17 protein-coding genes are annotated in these 22,498 nt (G+C 72.5%); 3 read left to right on the plus strand and 14 right to left on the minus strand.

Annotated features, from left to right (window positions below; all coding sequences use genetic code 11):
* The first annotated feature begins 260 nt into the window (after positions 1–260).
* The gene (locus ACFRKB_RS22580; protein WP_383108075.1) at positions 261–1,712 is read left to right on the plus strand and encodes a regulator; all 1,452 of its coding nucleotides are present in this window, start codon (positions 261–263) and stop codon (positions 1,710–1,712) included.
* Positions 1,713–1,800: 88 nt separating this feature from the next.
* On the opposite strand, the gene ACFRKB_RS22585 is transcribed toward ACFRKB_RS22580, so the two are convergent.
* Both ACFRKB_RS22585 and ACFRKB_RS22590 read right to left on the minus strand, forming a co-directional pair.
* Positions 1,801–3,123, minus strand: a complete 1,323-nt coding sequence (locus ACFRKB_RS22585; protein WP_383108077.1) for an NAD(P)/FAD-dependent oxidoreductase — start codon at positions 3,121–3,123, stop codon at positions 1,801–1,803.
* 593 nt (positions 3,124–3,716) lie between these two features.
* Positions 3,717–4,610: a TIGR01777 family oxidoreductase gene (locus tag ACFRKB_RS22590; protein WP_383108078.1), complete on the minus strand. Its 894-nt coding sequence runs from the start codon at positions 4,608–4,610 to the stop codon at positions 3,717–3,719.
* A gap of 35 nt (positions 4,611–4,645) precedes the next feature.
* On the opposite strand from ACFRKB_RS22590, the gene ACFRKB_RS22595 reads away from it, so the two are divergent.
* Positions 4,646–5,143, plus strand: coding sequence for a GNAT family N-acetyltransferase (locus ACFRKB_RS22595; RefSeq protein WP_383108080.1), 498 nt, complete (start codon positions 4,646–4,648; stop codon positions 5,141–5,143).
* Positions 5,144–5,151: 8 nt separating this feature from the next.
* Here ACFRKB_RS22595 and ACFRKB_RS22600 read toward each other — a convergent pair whose 3' ends face one another.
* The 11 genes from ACFRKB_RS22600 to ACFRKB_RS22650 all read right to left on the minus strand — a co-directional run bounded on the left by ACFRKB_RS22600 (position 5,152) and on the right by ACFRKB_RS22650 (position 20,994).
* The gene (locus tag ACFRKB_RS22600; protein ID WP_383108145.1) at positions 5,152–5,673 is read right to left on the minus strand and encodes a DUF4240 domain-containing protein; all 522 of its coding nucleotides are present in this window, start codon (positions 5,671–5,673) and stop codon (positions 5,152–5,154) included.
* Between the two features lie 108 nt (positions 5,674–5,781).
* Positions 5,782–6,747 carry a helix-turn-helix transcriptional regulator gene (locus ACFRKB_RS22605; RefSeq protein WP_383108082.1) on the minus strand — a complete coding sequence of 322 codons (966 nt, stop codon included), beginning with the start codon at positions 6,745–6,747 and terminating at the stop codon, positions 5,782–5,784.
* Positions 6,748–6,808: 61 nt separating this feature from the next.
* Complete coding sequence (gene aceE, locus ACFRKB_RS22610; RefSeq protein ID WP_383108084.1) at positions 6,809–9,478, minus strand: pyruvate dehydrogenase (acetyl-transferring), homodimeric type; 2,670 nt, start codon at positions 9,476–9,478, stop codon at positions 6,809–6,811.
* Between the two features lie 215 nt (positions 9,479–9,693).
* Entirely contained in the window at positions 9,694–10,317 is a 624-nt protein-coding gene (locus ACFRKB_RS22615; RefSeq protein ID WP_383108086.1) for a GntR family transcriptional regulator, read from the minus strand.
* Positions 10,318–10,447: 130 nt separating this feature from the next.
* A complete protein-coding gene (sucB, locus tag ACFRKB_RS22620; protein ID WP_383108088.1) occupies positions 10,448–12,244 on the minus strand; it encodes a 2-oxoglutarate dehydrogenase, E2 component, dihydrolipoamide succinyltransferase in 1,797 nt (598 codons plus the stop codon).
* A 96-nt stretch (positions 12,245–12,340) separates the two neighbouring features.
* Positions 12,341–13,729 (minus strand): dihydrolipoyl dehydrogenase, encoded by a 1,389-nt coding sequence (gene lpdA, locus ACFRKB_RS22625; protein WP_383108090.1) that lies wholly within the window; start codon positions 13,727–13,729, stop codon positions 12,341–12,343.
* A gap of 237 nt (positions 13,730–13,966) precedes the next feature.
* Positions 13,967–15,496: a leucyl aminopeptidase gene (locus ACFRKB_RS22630; protein WP_383108092.1), complete on the minus strand. Its 1,530-nt coding sequence runs from the start codon at positions 15,494–15,496 to the stop codon at positions 13,967–13,969.
* A gap of 216 nt (positions 15,497–15,712) precedes the next feature.
* The gene (locus ACFRKB_RS22635) at positions 15,713–16,513 is read right to left on the minus strand and encodes an adenosylcobinamide-GDP ribazoletransferase (RefSeq protein ID WP_383108094.1); all 801 of its coding nucleotides are present in this window, start codon (positions 16,511–16,513) and stop codon (positions 15,713–15,715) included.
* 23 nt (positions 16,514–16,536) lie between these two features.
* A complete protein-coding gene (locus ACFRKB_RS22640; RefSeq protein ID WP_383108096.1) occupies positions 16,537–18,312 on the minus strand; it encodes a phosphatidylglycerol lysyltransferase domain-containing protein in 1,776 nt (591 codons plus the stop codon).
* A gap of 75 nt (positions 18,313–18,387) precedes the next feature.
* Complete coding sequence (gene cobT / locus ACFRKB_RS22645; RefSeq protein WP_383108098.1) at positions 18,388–19,476, minus strand: nicotinate-nucleotide--dimethylbenzimidazole phosphoribosyltransferase; 1,089 nt, start codon at positions 19,474–19,476, stop codon at positions 18,388–18,390.
* 309 nt (positions 19,477–19,785) lie between these two features.
* Positions 19,786–20,994: a bifunctional adenosylcobinamide kinase/adenosylcobinamide-phosphate guanylyltransferase gene (locus tag ACFRKB_RS22650; protein ID WP_383108099.1), complete on the minus strand. Its 1,209-nt coding sequence runs from the start codon at positions 20,992–20,994 to the stop codon at positions 19,786–19,788.
* 92 nt (positions 20,995–21,086) lie between these two features.
* Here ACFRKB_RS22650 and ACFRKB_RS22655 point away from each other — a divergent pair, with 92 nt between their 5' ends.
* Positions 21,087–21,296, plus strand: coding sequence for a hypothetical protein (locus ACFRKB_RS22655; protein WP_030355441.1), 210 nt, complete (start codon positions 21,087–21,089; stop codon positions 21,294–21,296).
* A gap of 78 nt (positions 21,297–21,374) precedes the next feature.
* On the opposite strand, the gene ACFRKB_RS22660 is transcribed toward ACFRKB_RS22655, so the two are convergent.
* Positions 21,375–22,463, minus strand: a complete 1,089-nt coding sequence (locus tag ACFRKB_RS22660) for a S1C family serine protease (protein WP_383108101.1) — start codon at positions 22,461–22,463, stop codon at positions 21,375–21,377.
* Positions 22,464–22,498: the final 35 nt, after the last annotated feature.

The following is a 22,498-nucleotide window of genomic DNA, read 5'->3' on the forward strand; positions in this document are numbered from 1 at the left end:
CAGAACCTTCACCGTGCACGTATCGCGCCCTCGCCACTGTACGGCGGGCCCCCGGCGACGAACCGGGCAGGTGGTTCTGGGCATCTCCCGCCGGGCCTCCGCCACACCACCGCCGGCCGCTTGTCAGCAACGCCATCGATCCTCACACGAACGAATGAATATGGGGCGAACGGGCCGGTGAAACCGGTCACTGCTACTAAATTCGCGCCGTTCCATGAGGGCTGCTCCCCGGGCCCGGAAGGCAGGAGACCGTACAGCTGATGTCGGAACGACCTCCGCAGCGCATCCCCAACCGCCAGCTCGCCGCGCTCATCTCAGAAGCCGGTTTCTCCCACGCAGGTCTCGCCCGCCGGGTGGATCAGCTCGGTCTGGAACACGGCCTCGATCTGCGGTACGACAAGACGTCGGTGACGCGCTGGCTGCGCGGACAGCAACCACGCGGCACCACCCCCGCACTGATCGCCGAGGTCTTCACCCGCCGTCTCGGCCGCCGGCTCTCCGCCCAGGATCTCGGCCTGGACGCCTGCGCCCCCGTCTACGCGGGCCTCGAATTCGCCTCCACCCCCGAGGAAGCCGTCGATATCGTCGGCGGACTCTGGCGCAAGGACTCCGGCAGCCACAGCGAACTGCGCAAGATCGCGTTCACCCCGGCCGGGCTGGTCGTCCCCAGCCGCGACTGGCTGATCGGACGCCCCGACGAACGGGTGGCCCACCCCGCCGCCGCCCCGCAGAACGGCTCCCGCGTGCCCACCCAGGGGAAGTCGGCGTCCCCCGCCGTTCCCCGGCAGCGCACCGAACGCGCGGCCGGCCAGCGCGTCACCGCCGGGGACATCGAGGCCCTGCGCTCGGTCGGTGACCTCTTCCGCACCCTCGACCACGCCTACGGCGGCGGCCACGCCCGGCAGGCGCTCGTCCGCTATCTGGAGCACGAGGCCGAGCCGATGCTGCGCGGCCAGTACGGGGAGACCACCGGGCGCAGACTCTTCGCCGCGGCGGCCGACCTGACCCGGCTCGCGGGCTGGACCTCGTACGACATCGCCGCGCACGGCCTGGCCCAGCGCTACTTCGTCCAGGCCCTGCGGCTCTCCCAGGCGGCGGGCGACCGGGTCTACGGCTCGTACGTACTGACCACCATGAGCCGCCAGGCGGTCTACCTCGGCCACGGCAGGGAAGCCGTCCAGCTGGCCCGCGTCGCCCAGCAGGGCATCGGCGCGTCCGCGCCCCCGGTCGTCCAGGCGCTGCTGCACTCCGCCGAGGCCCGGGGACACGGCGTCCTCAATGAGGTACGGGCCTGTACGGCCTCGCTCGTACGGGCCGAACGCGCCCTGGAGACCGCGCGCCCCGGCGACGACGTACCGCACTGGGCGCGCTTCTTCGACGAGGCGCAGCTCGCCGACGAGTTCGGGCACTGCCACCGCGACCTCCAGCAGTACCGCGCCGCCGTGCAGCACGCCGAACGCTCGCTCCAGCTGCGCTCCCCGGCGTTCGCGCGCAGCCGCCTCTTCTGCCGTGTCGTGCTCGCCTGCGGACGTCTGGGCCTCGGCGAGCTGGACCAGGCGTGCCTGCTGGGCGCGGAGGCGGCGCGGCAGGCCACCGAGATGAGGTCGGCGCGGGCGGTGGAGTACGTACGCGACTTCGAACGGCGGCTGGAGCCGTACCGGGACGCGGCGGCCGTACGGAACTACCGCGACCGGGTCGCGGCGCTGGGCTGAACAGGACCGCGTCCGCCTGGAGTTGAGCCGGTCCCGTCCGAGGTGACTCGACGCCCGGACGGGACCGGAGCCTCGCGGTCGGCCCGCGTCACGCCACCGCCGGCAGCCGCGCCGGTTCGTACGCGGGGCGTACGCCCAGGTCGCGCAGGATCGCGTGGGCGGCGCGGCGGCCCGAGAACAGCGCGCCCTGGACCGTGTTCGTATCGCGGTGGTCGCCGCACACGTACAGCCCCGACAACAGCCGTACCGGGCGCCGCGGATCGTGCGGCGGAGGCATCGCGGGCACCGCCTCCGGGTCGTGATGGACGGCCAGCAGCTCCCAGTCACCGGTCGGCGTCCCGTAGAGCCGCGCGAGCTGCGCGCGGACCGTACGGTCGAGCACGGCGGCCGGGGGAGGCGGCCCGAGCACCGTCGACGAGACCAGCACACGGCCCTCCGGCGCGCGCGCGGGATCGACCGCGCTCATCACGGCCGTATGCGCCACCGGTCCGCTCCGGTCGGCGTCCAGCAGCAGGGCCGGATCGGTCAACGGGGCTACCGGCGCGGTGTGGTGCAGCACCGTCACCGGATGGAAGTCCGGCACCCGCAGCCCCGGCAGCAGCTCGGCCGCGGCCCGCGCGCCGGTCGCCACCACGAGCGAGCGGCAGCTGATCTCGCCGTGCTCCTTGGTGGTGACGCCGGATATCGACGCGTCCGTGACACACACATCCGTACGGACCGTGCCCTCCGGCAGCGTCCGCGCCAGCAGTTCGGGCAGTACGGAGGACCCACCCGCGGTGACACACAGCCTGCCCCGGGCGAACGCGCGCAGCGCGAGGTCCGCGCACCGGCTCGACGTGGTCAGGTCCGGGTCGCAGAGCAGCGCGGACAGCAGCGGGCGGACGAAGCCGTTGACCGTACGTACGGGCAGACCGCGGACCGACAGGGCCTCCAGCGCGGTGCGTTCGGGGCGGGCGAGGAGCCGGGCGGTCGGCGTCGCCGCGAGGCGGCCGAGGGCCGCGCCGAGCCGGGCCTGGTCGACCGCGCCGCCGAGCGGCGGGCGGGGGGCGCTCGCCAGGGCGCGTGCCACGGTCAGTGCGCTCCGCGCGCTCCCTACGGCCCCGGTCCGGTAGTTCCGCCCCTCGCTGTGCACGACCACCCCCGGCGAGAACATCCGCAGGGCGGCGCCCTCCAGGCCCGGTGTGCGGAGCAGCTCCGGATACGAGATGGTGAGCAGCCGTCCGCCCCGGTCGAGCCGGAAGCCGTCGACCCGGTCGGTGGCCATGCGACCGCCGACGTGGGGGGCGGCCTCCAGGACGCTGACTCTCACCCCGGCGCTGGTCAGATGATGAGCCGCGGCCAGACCCGCGAGGCCGGCTCCGATGATGACGACGTCTGCGTGGTGCGCGGTGCTGAGTGCGGTGCTGAGCACGTGCCCCTCCCCGAGGTCGGCGCGGTTGGGTCGAGGGTAGGGAGGGAGGGGGCGGGGGGTGTCCGCGCGTGTGGGGGTTCACGGGTGCATGGGGGGCGCTGCGCTGTCCGGCGGGAGGCGTTGCGCGGGGTGCGTTGTGGTTCCGGGGGCCGGGGCCTCCGGAGGTGCGTGTCCGGACTGCGCTGCGATCGATGTGCGACTCCGTCGCGTGGTCACCGCGCTTCGCGCGAGCTGCGACGCTTTACGTCCGGACACGCACCTCCTCCGACCCCGGCCCCCTCCCGCCGGTGGGCCCCCACCAGCGCGCGCCCCGGCCGGGGTTGGGGGCCGGTGCGGGACGGTTCGTACGCCCCGGGCACGGCCGGGTCGCTTGTGCGGGCGGTGAAGGGGGGCGCGCAGGGGTCGTGTCCGGGACACTAAAGCGTGATTTGTGGCGCGCGAACGCCCGTGTCTAGACCTTGGGCAGCTGCGCGCCGTAAATCATGCCGTCCCGGGCGCGAGCCCCGGAGCGCACCCCGGCGACAACCCGCACCGCACCACCGGCCCCGGCCAAAGACGACCGGCCCACGCCCCCCCGGGAGGACCCGCACCGCCTACGCCACACGAATCGCCTCCTCAATCGTCGGGAACGCGAACCTGAAGCCCGACTCCAGCAGCCTCTTCGGCAGCACCCGTTGGCTGCCCAGCACCTCCGCCGACAGCTCGCCCAGCGCCACCCGCAGCGCCACCGCCGGGACCGGGAACGGTGTCGGGCGGTGCAGGACCCGGCCCATCGCCGTCGTGATCTCGCGGTTCGTGACCGGTTCCGGCGCGGTGAGGTTCACCGGGCCCTCCAGGGCTTCCGTGTCGATCAGATGCCGCAGCGCCGCCACCTCGTCGTGCAGGGCGATGAAGCTCCAGTACTGGCGGCCCGAGCCGAGCCGTCCGCCCAGGCCCGCGCGGAACAGTGGGAAGAGCCGGCCCCAGGACCCGCCCGCGCGGGCGACCACGAGGCCCGTGCGCGCGAACACCGTTCGTACGCCCGCCTCTTCCGCCGCCAGGGCCGCCTCCTCCCAGTCGACGCAGAGCGAGGGCAGGAACCCGTCGCCCGGAGGCGCGCTCTCGTCCACCTCGCGGTCGCCGGTGTCGCCGTAGAACCCGATGGCGGATCCGCACACCAGTACCCGGGGCGGCTGGTCGAGCGTGGCGACGGCCTCCGCGATCGCGGCGGTGCCGAGGATCCGGCTGTCGCGGAGTTCCTTCTTGTACGCCTCGGTCCAGCGGCGGTCGCCGATGCCGGCTCCGGCGAGATGGACGACGGCCTCGCAGCCGTTGAGGCGGTGGCCGTCGACCCGTTGCCGCAGCGGGTCCCACTCGACCTCGTCGGCCGTCCGGACGGGGTGCCGCACCAGGCGGACCACCTCGTGGCCGTCGGCGCGCAGGGAGCGGGTGAGTGCCGTACCGATGAGCCCGGTGGAACCGGTGATCGCGATCCTCATGGGCCCCATCCTGCCCCCGGGACGCCCCATGGCACAGTTGCGCCATGTCCGACGCACAGATACGTCCCGCACTCCCCGCCGATGACGGCGTCCTGGGCGAGCTCGACCGGGCGGCCTGGTCGTCGCTGCACGCCGTGTCGCCGAGGCCGGAGCCGCCGTACGCTCCGTTCTTCGACGAGCGGCACCGGCCCGAGGACTTTCTGGTCGCCGAGGTCGATGACGAGCGGATCGCCGGCTACATACGCGTGGTGCGGCCCACGCCGCTCGCCAGCAACGCGCATGTACGGCAGATCCAGGGGCTCGCGGTCCATGAGTGGGCGCGCGGGCGCGGTGTGGGCCGCGCACTGCTGCGCGCGGCGGCGCTGCACGCGCGCAACCAGGGCGCACGCCGGCTGACGCTGCGCGTGCTGGGGCACAACGCGCCGGCCCGCGCGCTGTACGAGGCGGAGGGGTATGTCGTCGAGGGGATTCTGCCCGGGGAGTTCTTGCTCGACGGCGTGTACGTGGACGACGTGCTGATGGGGATCTCGCTGAGGGACTGAGCAAGGCCCTACGCGCCGCCGAAGCGATCCGAGAGCCGGGGGAACCGCTCCGCGAGCGCCGTCTCGTCCTCGAAGTCCAGCGGTGTGCCCTCCGGCTCGGCCGGCTGCGAGGCGATGCCCAGGGCGGGCGCCACCACGCCGGTCAGCTGTTCGTACGCCTCGTCCGCCGCGTATCCCAGCTCCTCGCCGTCCCCGTCGATGTCCGGGTCGAACGCGTCCAGCAGTTCGGCCAGCGCGTCCGGTTCGTGCAGCGCGCCCTCGAAGATCTCGCGGCCCTGGCCGATGAGCCAGCAGCGGAAGTAGTCGAAGGCGTCGTCGCTGACGCCGCCGAGCAGTACGGCGGCGGCGCCCCAAAGGTCCCAGCGGTACGCGCGGTTGTAACGCGACTCGAAGTGGCGCGAGAAGTCCAGTACGGATTCGGGATCGAGCTGGAGCAGCCGCTCGACCAGCTGATCGGCCTGGTCCTCGGGGTCGCCCTCGGCGGCCTCGCGGGTGCTGTCGACGATCTCCCAGAACTCCGTCTCGTCCATCACGGGTCAAGCATCGTGCTTACGGGAGGGCGGCGCACGCGGAGCCACGGATTGTGAGCCGTTTCGTTGCCGGGTGTTCGGGTGGGGCGGCGCGGGGCGGTGGCCCGGTCACTCGTACAGCGTCCGCATCCGGCGCGAAGCCTCGGCGAAGCGGTCGCGCAGGGTGGCCGGCCGCAGGATCTCCACGTCCGGGCCGAGCGTGAGCAGTTGGGAGTACGCCACGTCCTCCGACTCCACCGGCAGCGCGAGCGTGAGCAGACCCTGGTCGTCCGGCGGGTCCGCCGTGGCGAGCGCCTCGCGGGCGGCCGCGCGGTCGACGGTGTACGGCAGCAGGCGGGCGCCGTCCGGCGAGAGCCGGATCACGACCTCCGTACGCAGCAGCGAGCGGGCGAACTCCGCGGCGCGCTCCTCCCAGAACCCGGGGAGATCGAAGGACTCATCCCTGGGAAAACGTTCCTGCAAGGTCTCGGCCGAGGCGAACCGGTCCACCCGGTAGACCCGGAAGGACCCCTGGGAACAGGCACAGACGTACCAGACACCGGCCTTGAGCACGAGCCCGTACGGGGCCAGCTCCCGTTCCACCTCGGCGTCCTGGCGCCGGTAGCGCGCCGCGACCAGCCGGTCGCCCCAGACCGCCTCGGCGAGCACCGGCAGCAGCTCGGGCGTCTCCGGCTCCTGGTACCAGCCCGGCGCGTCCAGATGGAAACGCTGCGCCGCCGAGTCCGAGGCGTCCCGCAGCGACGGCAGCAGCGCCGCCGACACCTTCAGCCGGGCCGCCGACGAGACATCGTCGAGCCCCATCTCCCGCAGCGCGCCCGGCACTCCGGAGAGGAACAGCGCCTCGGCCTCGCCGCGCGCCAGCCCGGTCAGCCGGGTGCGGTAGCCGCCGATCAGCCGGTAGCCGCCGCTTCTGCCCCGGTCCGCGTACACCGGGACCCCGGCCTCGGAGAGCGCCTGGGCGTCCCGGGTGATGGTCCGCTCGGACACTTCGAGCTCCCGGGCCAGTTCGCCCGCGGTCATGGAGGGCCGGGACTGGAGCAGGAGCACCATCTTGATCAGCCGGGCAGCGCGCATGGATCCATGATGCAGGGAGCCCCCGCCACGGCGTGACAGGGGCTCCCGGGGTGCTACCGGCTCAGAGACCGTAGCGCTCGCGGGCCTCCACGACCCGCTCCGGCTTGACCTCGCCACGGCGGGCGAGCTGCGCCAGCGCCGCGACCACGATCGACCGGGCGTCCACACCGAAGTGACGGCGGGCCGCCTCGCGGGTGTCGGAGAGCCCGAAGCCGTCCGTACCGAGCGAGGTGTAGTCCTGCTCGACCCACTGGCTGATCTGGTCGGGGACCTGACGCATCCAGTCGCTGACCGCGAGGACAGGACCCGGCGCGCCGGACAGCGCGCGCGTCACGTACGGCACCCGCTCCTCGCCGCGCAGCAGCGCCTCGTCGGCCTCCATCGCGTCCCGGCGCAGCTCGCCCCAGGACGTGGCGGACCAGACGTCGGCGGTGACGCCCCAGTCGGCGGCGAGCAGTTCCTGCGCCTCCAGGGCCCAGTGGATCGCCGTGCCGGACGCCAGCAGCTGGGTACGGGGGGCGTCGGCCCCGGCCGGGGTGCCCTCCTTGAAGCGGTACAGGCCCTTGAGGATGCCCTCCTCGACGCCTTCCGGCATCGCGGGCTGCGGCATCGGCTCGTTGTAGACCGTCAGGTAGTAGAAGACGTCCTCGGCCTCGGGGCCGTACATCCGCCGCAGGCCCTCCTTGACGATCACGGCGATCTCGTACGCGAAGGCCGGGTCGTAGTTGAGCGCGGCCGGGTTGGTGGACGCGATCAGATGCGAGTGGCCGTCGGCGTGCTGGAGGCCCTCGCCGGTCAGGGTCGTACGGCCCGCGGTGGCACCGACGATGAAGCCCTTGCCCAGCTGGTCGGCGAGCTGCCACATCTGGTCGCCCGTGCGCTGCCAGCCGAACATCGAGTAGAAGATGTAGAAGGGGATCATCGTCTCGCCGTGCGTCGCGTACGACGTCGCCGCGGCGATGAAGTCCGCCATCGAACCGGCCTCGGTGATCCCCTCGTTGAGGATCTGGCCGTCCTTGGCTTCCTTGTAGTACATGATCTGGTCGCGGTCGACCGGGTCGTACGTCTGGCCCAGCGGCGAGTAGATACCGGCCGACGGGAACAGCGCCTCCATACCGAAGGTGCGGGCCTCGTCCGGGACGATCGGGACCCAGCGCTTGCCGGTCTCCTTGTCCCGCATCAGGTCCTTCATCAGCCGGACGAACGCCATGGTGGTCGCCACCGACTGCTTGCCCGAGCCCTTCTGGACCGCCTGGAACGGCTTGTCGGACGGCTCGGGAAGGGCCACGGCGTGCACCCGGCGGGCCGGGGCGGGGCCGCCCAGCTCCGCGCGGCGCTCCTGGAGGTAGCGCACCTCGGGGGAGTCGGCGCCGGGGTGGCCGTACGGTACGAGGCTGTCGTCCAGCTTCGCGTCCGGGATGGGCAGGTCGAGCAGGTCGCGCATGGCGCGGAACTGGTCGCCCGAGAGCTTCTTCATCTGGTGGTTGGCGTTGCGCGACTCGAAGCCGGCGCCGAGCGTGTAGCCCTTCACGGTCTGCGCCAGGATCACGGTCGGGGCGCCCTTGTGCGCCAGGGCCGCGCGGTAGGCCGCGTACACCTTCCGGGCCTCGTGGCCGCCGCGCGAGGTGTAGAAACACTCGGCGATCTTCGCGTCGGGCAGCAGCTTCGCGAGCGCGATGAGGGCCGGGTCGACACCGAAGAAGTGCTCGCGGATGTACGCCACATCGCGGGTCGCGTACGTCTGGAACTGCGCGTCCGGCACCTGGCGCAGCCGGCGTACCAGCGCGCCCGTGGTGTCCAGGGCGAACAGCTCGTCCCAGGCCGAGCCCCACAGCGACTTGATGACATTCCAGCCGGCGCCGCGGAACTGGGCCTCCAGCTCCTGCACGATCTTGAAGTTGGCGCGGACGGGACCGTCGAGCCGCTGGAGGTTGCAGTTGATGACGAAGGTCAGATTGTCCAGCTGCTCACGGGACGCGAGCGCCAGGGCCGCCGTCGACTCGGGCTCGTCCATCTCGCCGTCGCCGAGGAACGCCCAGACGTGCGAGGCGGAGGTGTCCTTGATACCGCGGTTGGTCAGATAGCGGTTGAAACGCGCCTGGTAGATCGCGGAGAGCGGGCCGAGGCCCATCGAGACGGTGGGGAATTCCCAGAGCCAGGGCAGCCGGCGCGGATGCGGGTACGAGGGCAGGCCCTGGCCGCCCGACTCCTGGCGGAAGTTGTCCAGGTGCTGCTCGGTCAGCCGGCCGTCGAGGAAGGCGCGGGCGTATATGCCGGGGGAGGCGTGGCCCTGGATGTAGAGCTGGTCGCCGGAGCCGTCGCCCTCCTTCCCGCGGAAGAAGTGGTTGAAGCCGGTCTCGTAGAGCCAGGCCGCCGACGCGAAGGTGGCGATATGGCCGCCGACGCCGAAGCGGGCGCCGCGGGTGACCATGGCCGCCGCGTTCCAGCGGTTCCAGGCGGTGATCCGGGACTCCATCGCCTCGTCGCCGTCGAAGGCGGGCTCGGAGGCGGTGGGGATGGTGTTCACATAATCGGTCTCCAGCAGGGCGGGCACCGGGACCCCGGCCGTTCCCGCGTGCTGGAGGGTGCGCCGCATCAGATACGCGGCGCGGTGCGGGCCGGCGTGCTCGGTCACGGCATCGAGCGAGGCCGCCCACTCGGCGGTCTCCTCGGCATCACGGTCCGGGAGCTGGTCGAGCTCGCTCGGAAGTTTGCCTACGGGGTCGGGCATGGTCGCCGCCTTCCGGACAGGAGGGGGGTGGAGAAAGCCTTGTCTGGCAGGACAGGGCGCGGGACTGGGTGCAGTCCGTCTAAGACTGTAAGTCGCTGATCGATGATCGATCAAAGGGTTGAAAGGCAAAACTTCTCGATCTGGAGGAATTGGCATTCCGTGCCACAGAAGGGGGCACCGAGTGACGGAGAGTAAGTCACGACAGAAGGGACGTATCAGGCGCGCGGTGCACATCCGAGCACATGGTCCTTCACCAGTGTGCCGATGCCCGGATCCCTTCTGCGGAAGGCATCGACCAGCTCCTCGTGCTCCTCGGCGTACGACTTCTGCACCGTTCCCAGCCAGCGGATCGACAGGGCGGTGAAGACCTCGATGCCCAGCCCCTCCCAGGTGTGCAGCAACACACTGTTACCGGCCGCGCGCACCAGCTCCCGGTGGAAGGCCACGGTGTGCCGCACCTGCGCGGTCCCGTCGGCTCTTCGGTCCGCCTCGTACAGCGCCACGACATGCGGCTCCAGCGCCGAGCAGTCCCGCGCGAGCCGCTCGGCGGCCAGCTCCGCGGCGATCTGCTCAAGCCCCGCCCGTACCGGATAACTCTCCTCCAGATCGGCCGCGGTCAGATTCCGTACTCGTACGCCCTTGTTGGGCGCCGACTCGATCAGCCGCAGACTCTCCAGCTCGCGCAGCGCCTCACGCACGGGTGTCTGGCTGACCCGCAGCTCCGTCGCGATGCGCCGCTCCACGATCCGCTCGCCCGGCTTCCAGCGGCCGCTGACGATCCCCTCCACGATGTGCTCGCGGATCTGTTCGCGCAGCGAGTGGATGACGGGCGGGGTCATGAAGCGCTCCTGGGGGCAGCGGTCGATGGATGAACGATACGGCGGCGTGCACCATACGGCGGCGCCCCCGCCCGGAGAAGTTCCGGGCGGGGGCGCCTTTGCCGTACGTGTGTGTGGTGGTGCCTCGGGCCTACAGGCCCAGCTCGACCTCGAACTCGCCGGCTTCCAGAATCGCCTTGACCGCCGTCAGGTAGCGGGCGGCGTCGGCGCCGTCCACCAGCCGGTGGTCGTAGGAGAGCGCGACGTACGTCATGTCGCGCACCGCGATCGTCTCGCCGAGGTCCGGGTGGTTGATGACCACGGGACGCCGGACGGTGGCACCGATACCCAGGATGGCGACCTGGTTCGGCGGCACGATGATCGTGTCGAAGAGCGCACCGCGCGAACCGGTGTTGCTGACGGTGAAGGTCGCGCCGGCCAGGTCGTCCGGGGTGATCTTGCTCGCCCGGACCGCCGCCGCCAGCTCCGCGGTCTTCTTGGAGATACCGGCGATGTTCAGATCGCCCGCACCCTTGATGACCGGGGTCATCAGACCCTTCTCGGAGTCCACGGCGATGCCGATGTTCTCCGAGTCGAAGTACGTGATCGTGCCCTCGTCCTCGTTGATCCGGGCGTTGATGACCGGGTGGGCCTTCAGCGCCTGGGCCGCCGCCTTGACGAAGAACGGCATCGGGGAGAGCTTGACGCCCTCACGGGCGGCGAAGGCGTCCTTGGCCTGGGCCCGCAGCCGCATCAGCTTGGTGATGTCCACCTCGACCACGGAGGTCAGCTGGGCCTGCGTGTGCAGCGCCTTCCACAGGTTGTCGCCGATGACCTTGCGCATGCGCGGCATCTTGACGGTCTGGCCGCGCAGCGGGGACGCCTCCAGCGTGGGCGCCTTCGACGCGGCGGCGGGAGCGGCGGCCGGGGCCTGGGCGGCAGCCAGCGCGGCGGCCTTGGCGGCCTCCGCGGCGGCGACGACGTCCTGCTTGCGGATACGGCCACCGACGCCGGTGCCCTTGACCGCGGCCAGGTCGACACCGTTCTCGGCGGCGAGCTTGCGCACCAGCGGGGTGACATACGCGCCGTCGTCACCGGTGGTCGCGGCGGGCGCCGGGGTGACCGGGGCCGGGGCCACGGGGGCCGGAGCGGCCGGAGCCGGAGCGGCGGGCGCGGCCTGGGCCGGCACGGGCGCCGGAGCCGGGGCAGCGGCCGGAGCCGGAGCCGGAGCGGCGACGGGTGCCGGGGCGGGGGCCGGAGCCTCCTGGACCGGTGCGGGCGCCGGGGCGGCCGGAGCCGGAGCGGCGGCCGGGGCGGCCCCCGGAGCACCGATCACGGCGAGCTTGGCGCCGACCTCGGCGGTCTCGTCCTCGCCGACCACGATCTCCAGCAGCACACCGGCGACCGGGGCGGGGATCTCGGTGTCGACCTTGTCGGTGGAGACCTCCAGCAGCGGCTCGTCCTCCGCGACCTCCTCGCCGACCTCCTTCAGCCAGCGGGTGACGGTGCCCTCGGTGACCGACTCGCCCAGCGCGGGCAGTGTGACGTCGGTGCCGGAGGCGCCACCGGCCGGGGCGGCGGCGGGCGCGGGCTCGGCGGCCGGAGCCGGAGCGGGGACCGCGGGAGCCTCGGCCACCGGGGCCGGGGCGGGCTCGGCGACGGGCGGAGCGGAGACCGTCTCCACCGGCTGGGCCGCCGCGAGGCCGCCCGTGCCGTCGTCGATGATGGCCAGCTCGGAGCCGACCTCCACGGTCTCGTCCTCGGCCACCTTGATGGAGGCCAGCACACCGCCGGCCGGGGCCGGGATCTCGGTGTCGACCTTGTCGGTGGAGACCTCCAGCAGCGGCTCGTCGGCCTCGACGCGCTCGCCCTCGGCCTTCAGCCAGCGGGTGACAGTGCCCTCGGTGACGCTCTCGCCGAGCGCCGGCAGGGTTACGGAAACCGCCATGGTTTCAGTTGCTCCTAACGGTGGGGTCTCCCCAGCTTGCGCGGAGCGCCGAGCGAGGGGAAGTGCGGTAGTGGTCGTCGCGCCCGGACTGGGGCATCAGTCGTGGGAGTGGAGGGGCTTGCCGGCCAGGGCCAGGTGGGCCTCGCCGAGAGCCTCGTTCTGGGTCGGGTGCGCGTGGATGAGCTGCGCGACCTCGGCCGGCAGGGCCTCCCAGTTGTAGATCAGCTGAGCTTCGCCGACCTGCTCGCCCATACGGTCACCGACCATGTGGACGCCGACCACGGCGCCGTCCTTGACCTGGACGAGCTTGATCTCGCCCGCGGTCTTGAGGATCTTGCTCTTTCCGTTGCCCGCGAGGTTGTACTTGAGAGCGACGACCTTGTCCGCGCCGTAGATCTCCTTGGCCTTGGCCTCGGTGATACCGACGGAGGCGACCTCGGGGTGGCAGTACGTCACCCGCGGCACGCCGTCGTAGTCGATCGGAACGGTCTTCAGACCGGCCAGCCGCTCGGCCACGAGGATGCCCTCGGCGAAGCCGACATGCGCCAGCTGGAGGGTCGGGACGAGGTCACCGACCGCCGAGATGGTCTCCACGTTCGTGCGCATGTACTCGTCGACGAGGACATAGCCGCGGTCGGTCGCGACGCCCTGCTCCTCGTACCCGAGCCCCTCGGAGACCGGACCGCGGCCGATCGCGACGAGCAGTATCTCCGCCTCGAAGGTCTTGCCGTCGGCCAGCGTCACCCGGACACCGTCCGGGGTGTACTCGGCCTTCTCGAAGAACGTACCGAGGTTGAACTTGATGCCGCGCTTGCGGAAGGCGCGCTCCAGCAGCTTGGAGCTGTTCTCGTCCTCGACCGGGACGAGGTGCTTGAGGCCCTCGACGACCGTGACGTCCGTGCCGAAGGACTTCCACGCGGAGGCGAACTCGACGCCGATGACGCCGCCGCCCAGGATGATCGCGGACTGCGGGACCCGGTTCAGCGTCAGCGCGTGGTCCGAGGAGATGATGCGGTCGCCGTCGATCACCAGACCCGGCAGCGACTTCGGTACGGAACCGGTCGCGAGGAGGACATGACGGCCCTGGACGCGCTGCCCGTTCACATCGACGGAGGTGGGGGAGGAGAGCCGGCCCGCGCCCTCGATGTAGGTCACCTTGCGGGAGGCGACCAGACCCTGGAGGCCCTTGTACAGGCCCGAGATGACCTCGTCCTTGTACTTGTGCACACCCTCGATGTCGACACCGTCGAAGGTGGTCCTGATACCGAACTGCGCGCTCTCGCGGGCCTGGTCGGCGATCTCGCCGGCGTGCAGCAGAGCCTTCGTGGGGATGCAGCCGTTGTGCAGGCAGGTGCCGCCCAGCTTGTTCTTCTCGATCAGTGCGACGTCCAGGCCCAGCTGCGCTCCGCGCAGCGCCGCGGCGTAACCGCCGCTACCGCCGCCGAGGATCACTAGGTCGAAAACGGTGCTGGCGTCGTTCGCCACGTCACGTCCTCCATGCATGTGCGCCGGGCGCGGTCCGGTGACCGGGCGGCGGCTGGTCTTCGGCCGCTATGTCGTCGGCCCTGTGGTGGGGGCCCTGTCCTGCCGAGAACCCATCTTCGCACTTGTCGAAGCAAGACGGGACGCGGGGCCCCGGAGGTGAGACGGGCGACATAGTTCCGCCGCCCCCGCCCACCTCCGGAGCCCCGGTCCGCCGGCCTGCCGCGCGCGGACCGTGACTCAGCCCAGGTCGCCCGCGGCGGTGCGCTCCGCCAGCTTCACGAGCGTACGGATCGAGGCGCCCGTACCGCCCTTGGGCGTGTAGCCGTACGGCGCGCCCTCGTGGAACGCCGGGCCCGCGATGTCCAGGTGGGCCCAGGTGATGCCCTCGCCGACGAACTCCTTCAGGAAGAGCCCGGCGACCAGGCCGCCGCCCATCCGCTCGCCCATGTTCGCGATGTCGGCGGTGGGGGAGTCCATGCCCTTGCGCAGGTCCGCGGGGAGCGGCATCGGCCAGGACGCCTCGCCCGCCTCCTCCGCGATCTCGTGGATCGAGGTACGGAACGCCTCGTCGTTCGCCATGATCCCGAACGTCCGGTTGCCCAGCGCCAGCACCATCGCGCCGGTCAGGGTCGCCACGTCGACGATCGCGTCCGGGTTCTCCTCGGAGGCCCGGGTCAGCGCGTCGGCCAGCACGAGCCGGCCCTCGGCGTCGGTGTTGAGGACCTCGACGGTCTTGCCGCTGTACATGCGCAGCACGTCACCCGGGCGGGTGGCGGTGCCGGACGGCATGTTCTCCGCGAGGGCGAGCCAGCCGGTGACGTTGACGGCGAGACCGAGCCGGGCGGCCGAGACGACGGCGGCGAACACCGCGGCGGCGCCGCTCATGTCGCACTTCATGGTCTCGTTGTGACCGGCCGGCTTCAGCGAGATGCCGCCCGAGTCGTACGTGATGCCCTTGCCGACGAGGGCGAGGGTCTTCTCCGCGTCGGGGTGCGTGTAGGCGAGCTTCACCAGCCGCGGCGGGTTGGCCGAGCCCTGGCCGACGCCGAGGATGCCGCCGTAGCCGCCCTTGGCGAGCGCCTTCTCGTCGAGGACCTGCACCTTGATGCCGTTCTCCTTGCCGGCGGCGGTGGCCACGGCGGCGAAGGACTCGGGGGTGAGGTCGTTCGGCGGGGTGTTCACCAGATCGCGGGCGCGGTTGACCTCTTCGGTCAGCGCGATCGCGCGCTCGGCGGCGGCCTTGTGCGCCTTGTCGCGCGGCTTGGCGCCCAGCAGCGCGACCTCACCGAGCGGCTGCTTCGGGCGGTCGCCCTTCTTCGCGTTCTTCTCGCCGCCCTGGTACGCGGTGAAGGCGTACGCGCCGAGCAGGGCGCCCTCGGCGATGGCCTCGACGTCCTCGGACGCCTCGACGGGCAGCGCGAACGCGGCCTTCTTCACGCCGGACAGAGCGCGCGCGGCGACCCCGGCGGCGCGGCGCAGCGGCTCGGTGCCGTACGTCGCGTCCTTCTTGGGGACGGGACCGAGCCCGACCGCGAGGACGACCGGCGCCTTCAGGCCCGACAGCACGGGCAGCTTGGTCACCTCACCCTCGGCACCCGAGGCGCCGAGGGTCTCCAGGACGGAGGCGAGCTTTCCGTCGAACGCCTTGTCCACGGCCTCGGCGCCCGGCGCCACGACCGGCCCCTTGGCGCCCTTCGCGACGCCGACGACAATCGCGTCGGCGCGCAGCGTCGCCGCCCCGGCAGTGCTGAGAGTGAGAGCAGTCACGGTGGTGAAATCTCGCTTCCGTTAGGTTCATTGGCGGTCGAGGGGTGGGCCGACCGACCGTGCCCGCCGCATCGTAAGCGGGCGACAGGCCCTGGGCGCGGCGGGAACGAGCCTACGCTCAGTGATGTGCGTCGCTCACGCGGGCGGCGGTTCCTTCGGCTGTGGGCGGCTTTCCCACCTTTGCGGCGCGCCGGAACGCGGCCGGGACCGCGGGTGTCACAAGCCCAGCGTCAGCGCGACCAGCGCCACGGTCGCGGCCGTCTCCGCGAGGGCGCCGAAGACATCGCCGGTGACTCCGCCGAAGCGCCGTACGCAGTGCCGCAGCAGGAGTTGGGCCGCGGCCAGCCCGGCCACGGCCGCCAGCGTGTGCCGTACGGCGCCGTAGGGACCGAACAGCGCGCCCGCCGCCGCGCACACCGCCATCACGAGCAGCGCGGCGACCGCGGCGGACCGTACCGGCACCACTCCCGCCACCGCCGCGCCCAGACCGTCGGGCCGGGCCGGCGGCACCCCCGTACGGCAGGCCAGGGTGAGCGCGAGCCGCGCCGTCACCCCGGCGACGACCACCGCCACCGCGCCGCGCGCCGCGCTGCCCTCGTACAGTCCGGCCACCGCCGCGACCTGCCCCAGCAGCACCAGCACCAGCGTGACCACCCCGAACGGGCCGATGTCCGACCGCTTCATGATCCGCAGCGCGTCCTCGGCGGGCTTGCCGCTGCCGAGGCCGTCCGCGGTGTCCGCGAGACCGTCGAGATGGAGAGCGCGGGTGAGGACGGCGGGTACGGCCACCGCCGCCACCGCCGCGAGCAGCGGGGGCGCGCCCGCGAGCAGCAGCAGCGCGCCGGCGCCCGCCGCGGTCGCCCCCACGACCAGCCCGGCGGCCGGCGCGCTCAGCATTCCGGTACGGGCGGCGCCGCGGTCCCAGCGCGTCAGCCGGACCGGGAGCACGGTGAGGGTGCCGAAGGCGAACCGGATGCCGTCGGCTATCGGGGCGCGTGCGGCGTCGATGCGGGTCATCGCGTGAGACTAGCCTCCGACGGTCAGCGGCGAGTCCCCAGCCTTCTGCGGTGCAGCCACCCCGGCAGCCCCGGCGCCTCCAGGAAGCCCTCGGCGCGGCCCGCCGCGATTCCGATACGCGGCAGATCGGCGCTCTTCTCGAAGAGCATGAAGCGCGGCTCCCAGATGGGCCGGTACTTGGCGTTGGCGCGGTACAGCGACTCGATCTGCCACCAGCGCGAGAAGAAGCTGAGCAGCGAGCGCCACAGCCGGAGCACGGGCCCCGCGCCCAGCTTCGCGCCCCGCTCGAAGACCGACCGGAACATCGCGAAGTTCAGCGAGACCTGCGTGATCCCGATCTCGCCCGCGCGCCGGAGGAGTTCGATGACCATGAACTCCATCAGTCCGTTCTCGCTGTCCCGGTCACGGCGCATCAGATCGAGCGAGAGCCCCTTGGGCCCCCAGGGCACAAAGCTCAGCACCGCCCGCAGCTCGCCGTTCCCGTCATGGCATTCGAGCATCACGCACCGCCCGTCGCCCGGGTCGCCCAGCCGGCCGAGCGCCATCGAGAAGCCGCGCTCGGTCGCGCCGTCGCGCCAGTCGTCGGCGCGGCGCAGCAGTTCGGCCATCTCGTCGGCGGGGATGTCCTCGTGGCGTCTGACCGTGACCCGGTAGCCGGCCCGCGCGACCCGGTTGTACGCCTGGCGCACGGTCCGCATGGCCCGCCCCTCCAGGGTGAAGTCGACGGTCTCGACCAGCGCCTCGTCACCCAGTTCCAGCGCGTCCAGGCCATGCCGGGCGTAGATCGTGCCGGCCTCCTCGCTCGCGCCCATCACGGCCGGCAGCCAGCCGTGTTCCCGCGCCTCGGCCAGCCAGGGCTCGATCGCCCCGGGCCATGCCTCCGGATCACCGATCGGATCGCCGGAGGCCAGCGACACCCCGCCCACCACGCGGTAGGTGATGGCGGCCTTGCGGGTCGGGGACCACATCACGCTCTTCTCACGGCGCAGCGCGAAGTAGCCGAGCGAATCGCGCTCCCCGTACTTGTCCAGGAGCACCCGCAGCCCCGCCTCGTCGTCCTCGGTGATCGGGTCGACGGCGCGACGCGAGCGGAACGCCGCGTACAGCACGGCGAGCAGCAGCAGCGTGGACAGCACGTTGATGGTGACATTGACCCAGCCGGGCGTCGCGATCCCCGGGAATCGGGAGTCGGCCATCAGCGAGACGAGCCGCGCCGTGCCGTACCGCCAGCGCTCACTGAAGGTCGAGGTCCCCCCGGCGGTGTTGGTGACGGTGACGAGCAGCGCGGCCAGCAGCGAGGCGGCCAGCAGCCCGCCGACCGCCACGGCCGCTGCCAGCTTCGGGTTGGAGCGGTCGCCCTTCGCGTAGAACTCCCGCCGCCCCAGCAGCAGCGCGCCGACGAAGGCACCGGTCAGCCCCAGCGAGACCCAGTTCTGCGGATACCGCCTGATCTCCGGAAAGACCATCACGAACGAGAACAGCAGCAGGAAGGACCCGGCGAGCACGAGATTGAGAATCCAGGCGGCCCGCTTGCGGCGGCGCATGGTGATCGCCAGGAAGAGCGTGAAGACACCGGACGCGAAGCCCGCGGTGAGCAGATACGGGGTGAAGTAATTGTCGACGTTGTGCCGCCGCAGATCCTGGCCGAGCGAGACCCACACGGCGCTCAGGAAGTTCACGAACGTGACGGCGCGCAGATACCAGACCGCGAACGCCGCGCCGCGGCGCGAACGTTCGGTGGCCCGGCTCGACCCGGTCGCCCGGCCCAATGGACAGACAGCCATGCGGACTTCTCCCATAAAACACGATCATATGGGGCATCGTGCTTCATGCAGACTGATACGGCCGCCCGTGGTAGCGACCGCACCGATGCCTCACTCGCTGACGTACTCCGCGGCGTCCTCCGCCGGCTCCGTCCCGGCCCGCTCCGGCAGCTCCGCCGCGAGTGCGGCAGCGGCCCGGACGAGCGGGAGCGCGAGCAGCGCCCCGGATCCCTCCCCTACAGTGACGCCCTGATCCAGCAGCGGGTTGAGCGCCATCCTGTCCAGCGCCTTCGCCTGCGCGGGCTCCCCGCTCAACTGGCCCGCCAGCCACCAGTCGGGAGCGCGGAACGCCGCCCGCTGCCCGACCAGCGCGCAGGCCGCCGAGACCACACCGTCCAGGATCACCGGCATCCGCCGCACCGCGCTCTGCAACAGGAACCCGGTCATCGCGGCCAGATCCGCGCCGCCCACCGCCGCCAGCAGCTCCAGCTGATCCCCGAGCACCGGGCGCGCCCGGCGCAGCGCGTCCCGCACCGCCGCGCACTTGCGCATCCACGCCAGGTCATCGATCCCGGCGCCACCGCGCCCGGTCACCACGGACGCGTCCGTACCGCAGAGCGCGGCGATCAACGTGGCGGCGGGCGTCGTGCCGCCGACGCTCAGATCGCCCAGCACGATGAGATCCGTGCCGGAGTCCGCCTCCTCGTCCGCGATCGCCATCCCGAGCCGTACGGCCCGCTCGGCCTCCTCGACGGTCAGCGCGTCCTCGATGTCGATCCGCCCGCTGCCCCGCCGCACCCGGTGCCGTACGACCTCGTCGGGCAGCAGCGCGGGATCGCAGTCGAGCCCGGCGTCCACGATCCGCACCGGCACCTCCGCGAGCCGGGCCAGCACGGCGACGGGGCTCTCGCCCTCCAGCACCGCGCGCACCAGCAGTTGCGCGCTGCCGGCGGGCCGCCCGGACACGTCGAGCGCGGCGACGCCGTGATCCCCGGCGAACAGCACGACGCGGGGCTGCCGGACGGCCTTGACCGGTACGGACCCCTGTGCGGCGGAGAGCCACTCACCGAGCTCATCCAGGCGCCCCAGCGCCCCACTCGGCACGACCAGCCGCTCCCGCCGCTCCTCGGCGTCCCGCCGCGTACCGCTGTCGGGGCGCTCGATCAGATCGGAGAAGTCATCGAGATTAAGCGAGCTCATCCGCCGACAGTACCGGTGGGGCGGGGTCGTCTTTGGCCCGGGCCGGTGGTTCGGTGCGGGTGCGCGTGGGTGCCGGGGGCCGGGGCCTGCGGAGGTGCGTGTCCGGACACTGAAGCGTGATTTGTGGCGCGCGGACGCCCGCATCCTGACTGTGGCCAGGTGCGCCGTACGGGGGTCCGGGGGTGTCCCCCGGGAAAGCACAGCATGCCGTCCGGGCATGCACCTCCGGAGCCCCCGGCCCCCGGCACCAGCGACGGCCCGCACCACGACCCCCCGCCGGGAGGCGCCCCGCACCCCAACCCCGCCGGCTCAGCGCAGCGTCACCGCCTGGCCCGCCACCACCAGCAGCACCCCCTCACACTCCCCCGCCACCCCCGCGTTCAGCCTCCCCAGCTCGTCCCGGAACCTCCTCCCCGACACCGTCCCCGGCACCACCCCCGCCCCCACCTCGTTCGTCACCGCCACCACCGTCCGCCGCGTCGCCCGCACCGCCGCCACCAGCGCCCCCGTCCGCTCCCGCAGCGCCTTCTCGCCGCCCGCCGCCCACGCCGCGTCGTCCCACGCGTTCACCCGGTCCATCGCGTCCGTCAGCCACAGCGACAGGCAGTCGATCAGCAGCGGCGGCCCCTCCGCCGCGAGCAGCGGGACGAGGTCGCAGGTCTCCTCCGTGTGCCAGGACGCCGGCCGGCGTTCGCGGTGCGCGCGGACGCGGGCGTCCCACTCCGGGTCGTCCTCCCGGCCGCCGCCCGTCGCCACGTACAGCACGCCGGGAAACGACGCGAGCCGCCGCTCCGCCTCCCAGGACTTGCCCGAGCGCGCACCGCCCGTCACCAGCGTGCGCCGTGGCACCTCGGGTACGGGGTGGTACGCGCCGACCGTCAGCGTGGTCCCGTCGGGCACGGCCCGCGCGCCCGCCGCCGCCAGCCGGCGGTCCAGTTCCGCGCCGGGCGGCACGTCGTGGTCGAGGTGGACGGCGACGACATCGGTGTCGGGCCCGATCGCCCCGGCCGCCCGCAGCCGCGCCACCGCGTCGGGCCGTCCCACCACATCGGCGGCGACCATGTCGTACGGGGCCGGGGCCCGGCCGTTCTCGGGTGAGAGACCCGCGGGCGCGCCGCCCGGCGGCAGATACAGCAGCCGCTGGCCGCCGGACGCCGTCACCTCGTACCCCGTACCCGGCGCGTCCATCGGCACCGCCCGTACCCGGTGACCGCTGAGCAGCGTCAGGACCCGGCCGTCCGCCACCCGGCCCGCCGTGGGCAGTCCGGCGGGCAGCTCCATGGCGGGACCGTCGTGCGGATGGCTCAGCAGGACCTGCCGCACGCCCGCGAGGGAGTGCCCGGCGCGGGCCGCGGCGAGCGCGGCCCCGGGGGTGAGGTCGAGCAGCAGGACGCCGTCCACCAGCAGCGCGGTCGCGGCGCGGGCGCGTGCGCCGCGGGCGGTCGCGCAGGCGGCGCAGGGGCAGTGGGGGCGGGGGAGTCCCGCGGGGGCTCCGGTGCCGAGCAGAGTCAGTTCCACGGGGTGATCCTCCCGTGTCACCGCTCACGGTGCGCGCCCGGCTACGCTGCGGGCAGGAAATCGATCAGTTCCGCGGGACTCGGGAGGCGCACATGGCGTGGACGTGGCGGTTCGAGAAGGCCGACGGGACGGAGGTCCCGCCGGCGGTGGAGCCGGAGGAGTTCACGACGCAGGGGGACGCCGAGTCGTGGGTCGGCGAGGCGTGGAAGGAGCTCCTCGCGGGGGGCGCGGAGCAGGTCACGCTGTTCGAGGACGGTGCCAAGATCTACGGTCCGATGAGTCTGCGGGCCGAAGAGAGCTGACCGTACGCGTCGGGCGCCCGCGGACCGCTCCGCGGGCGCCCGCGCTCGTACGGTGCGCCGCCTCGGTCGTACGGCGCGCTACATCTCGCCGAGCGTGACCTCCACCGTCTTCGTCGCGCCGCTCCGCGTGAACGTCACCTTGATCTTCTGCCCCGGCTTGTCCGAGGCGAGTTCCTCGGACAGCGAGGTGATCGTCGGGACGGGGGTGCCGTCGATCTTGGTGATGATGTCCCCGGGCTTGATGCCCGCCTTGGCCGCGGCGCCGCCCCTCGGGGCCGTGACGACCGCGACGCCGGCCGGCTGGAAGTCGGGGCCGAGTACGGTACGGCCGCTGATGCCCAGGGCCGCCCGGCCCGAGTCGATGACCCGGCCGTTCTTGATGATCTGGTCGGCGACTGTCTTCACCATCGACGCCGGGATCGCGAAGCCGATACCGGGCGCCGCGCTGTTGCCCAGTTGCTGGTCGGTCGCGGCCAGCGTCGGGATGCCGATCACCTCGCTGTTCAGATTGACCAGCGCGCCCCCGCTGTTGCCCGGGTTGATCGCGGCGGACGTCTGCACCATGTTGGCGATGGTGGCACCCGTACCGCCGCCCGACGAGGACTCGCTGACGGTCCGTCCGACCGCCGAGACGATCCCCTGGGTGACGCTGCCCGACAGCCCCAGCGGTGACCCCATGGCCAGCACGATCTGACCGACCGCGACCGCCGAGGTCTCGCCGAACTTGGCGGCCTTCAGCCCGGCCGGGACCTTGTCGAGCTTGATGACGGCCAGATCCTGCTGGGGGAAGCTGGAGACGAGCCGGGCCCCGAGGGGCTGTTCGCTGTTGGCCACGGTGACCGAGAACGTCCGCTGTTTGCCGATGACATGGGCGTTGGTGACGATGTGTCCCTGTCCGTCGTAGACGACGCCCGACCCCAGATTCTCCCCGGCCTGGATCTGGACGACCGAGGGCAGCACATTCCTGATCACCGTCTCGTAGGCGGTCTGCAGATCGTTGACGGCGCGTCGCATGGCCGCCGCCTGGGTCGTGGTGTCGGGGTTCGACATACGGGAGCCCGGGGTGCCGGGGCCGGCGCAGCCGCCGGCCAGCGCCGCCGCGCAGATCGCGGCGGTCAGAGACAGCAGCGGCCGGCGGGCGCGACGACGGTGAGGGGAAACATCCATGCCCGGAGTATCCCGTTTGTCCTACCGCTGTGGCC

The organism is Streptomyces scopuliridis (assembly GCF_042790125.1).
In the GTDB taxonomy this organism is placed as follows: Bacteria; Actinomycetota; Actinomycetes; order Streptomycetales; family Streptomycetaceae; genus Streptomyces; species Streptomyces scopuliridis_A.

What these genes read in the sequence shown, in the direction of transcription:
- ACFRKB_RS22580 (WP_383108075.1), top strand. Translation starts at nt 261, where the DNA reads ATGTCGGAACGACCTCCGCAGCGCATCCCCAACCGCCAGCTCGCCGCG.
- ACFRKB_RS22590 (WP_383108078.1), bottom strand. Translation starts at nt 4,610, where the DNA reads ATGGGGCCCATGAGGATCGCGATCACCGGTTCCACCGGGCTCATCGGT.
- ACFRKB_RS22595 (WP_383108080.1), top strand. Translation starts at nt 4,646, where the DNA reads ATGTCCGACGCACAGATACGTCCCGCACTCCCCGCCGATGACGGCGTC.
- ACFRKB_RS22600 (WP_383108145.1), bottom strand. Translation starts at nt 5,673, where the DNA reads ATGGACGAGACGGAGTTCTGGGAGATCGTCGACAGCACCCGCGAGGCC.
- ACFRKB_RS22605 (WP_383108082.1), bottom strand. Translation starts at nt 6,747, where the DNA reads ATGCGCGCTGCCCGGCTGATCAAGATGGTGCTCCTGCTCCAGTCCCGG.
- aceE (WP_383108084.1), bottom strand. Translation starts at nt 9,478, where the DNA reads ATGCCCGACCCCGTAGGCAAACTTCCGAGCGAGCTCGACCAGCTCCCG.
- ACFRKB_RS22615 (WP_383108086.1), bottom strand. Translation starts at nt 10,317, where the DNA reads ATGACCCCGCCCGTCATCCACTCGCTGCGCGAACAGATCCGCGAGCAC.
- sucB (WP_383108088.1), bottom strand. Translation starts at nt 12,244, where the DNA reads ATGGCGGTTTCCGTAACCCTGCCGGCGCTCGGCGAGAGCGTCACCGAG.
- ACFRKB_RS22635 (WP_383108094.1), bottom strand. Translation starts at nt 16,513, where the DNA reads ATGACCCGCATCGACGCCGCACGCGCCCCGATAGCCGACGGCATCCGG.
- ACFRKB_RS22640 (WP_383108096.1), bottom strand. Translation starts at nt 18,312, where the DNA reads ATGGGAGAAGTCCGCATGGCTGTCTGTCCATTGGGCCGGGCGACCGGG.
- cobT (WP_383108098.1), bottom strand. Translation starts at nt 19,476, where the DNA reads ATGAGCTCGCTTAATCTCGATGACTTCTCCGATCTGATCGAGCGCCCC.
- ACFRKB_RS22655 (WP_030355441.1), top strand. Translation starts at nt 21,087, where the DNA reads ATGGCGTGGACGTGGCGGTTCGAGAAGGCCGACGGGACGGAGGTCCCG.
- ACFRKB_RS22660 (WP_383108101.1), bottom strand. Translation starts at nt 22,463, where the DNA reads ATGGATGTTTCCCCTCACCGTCGTCGCGCCCGCCGGCCGCTGCTGTCT.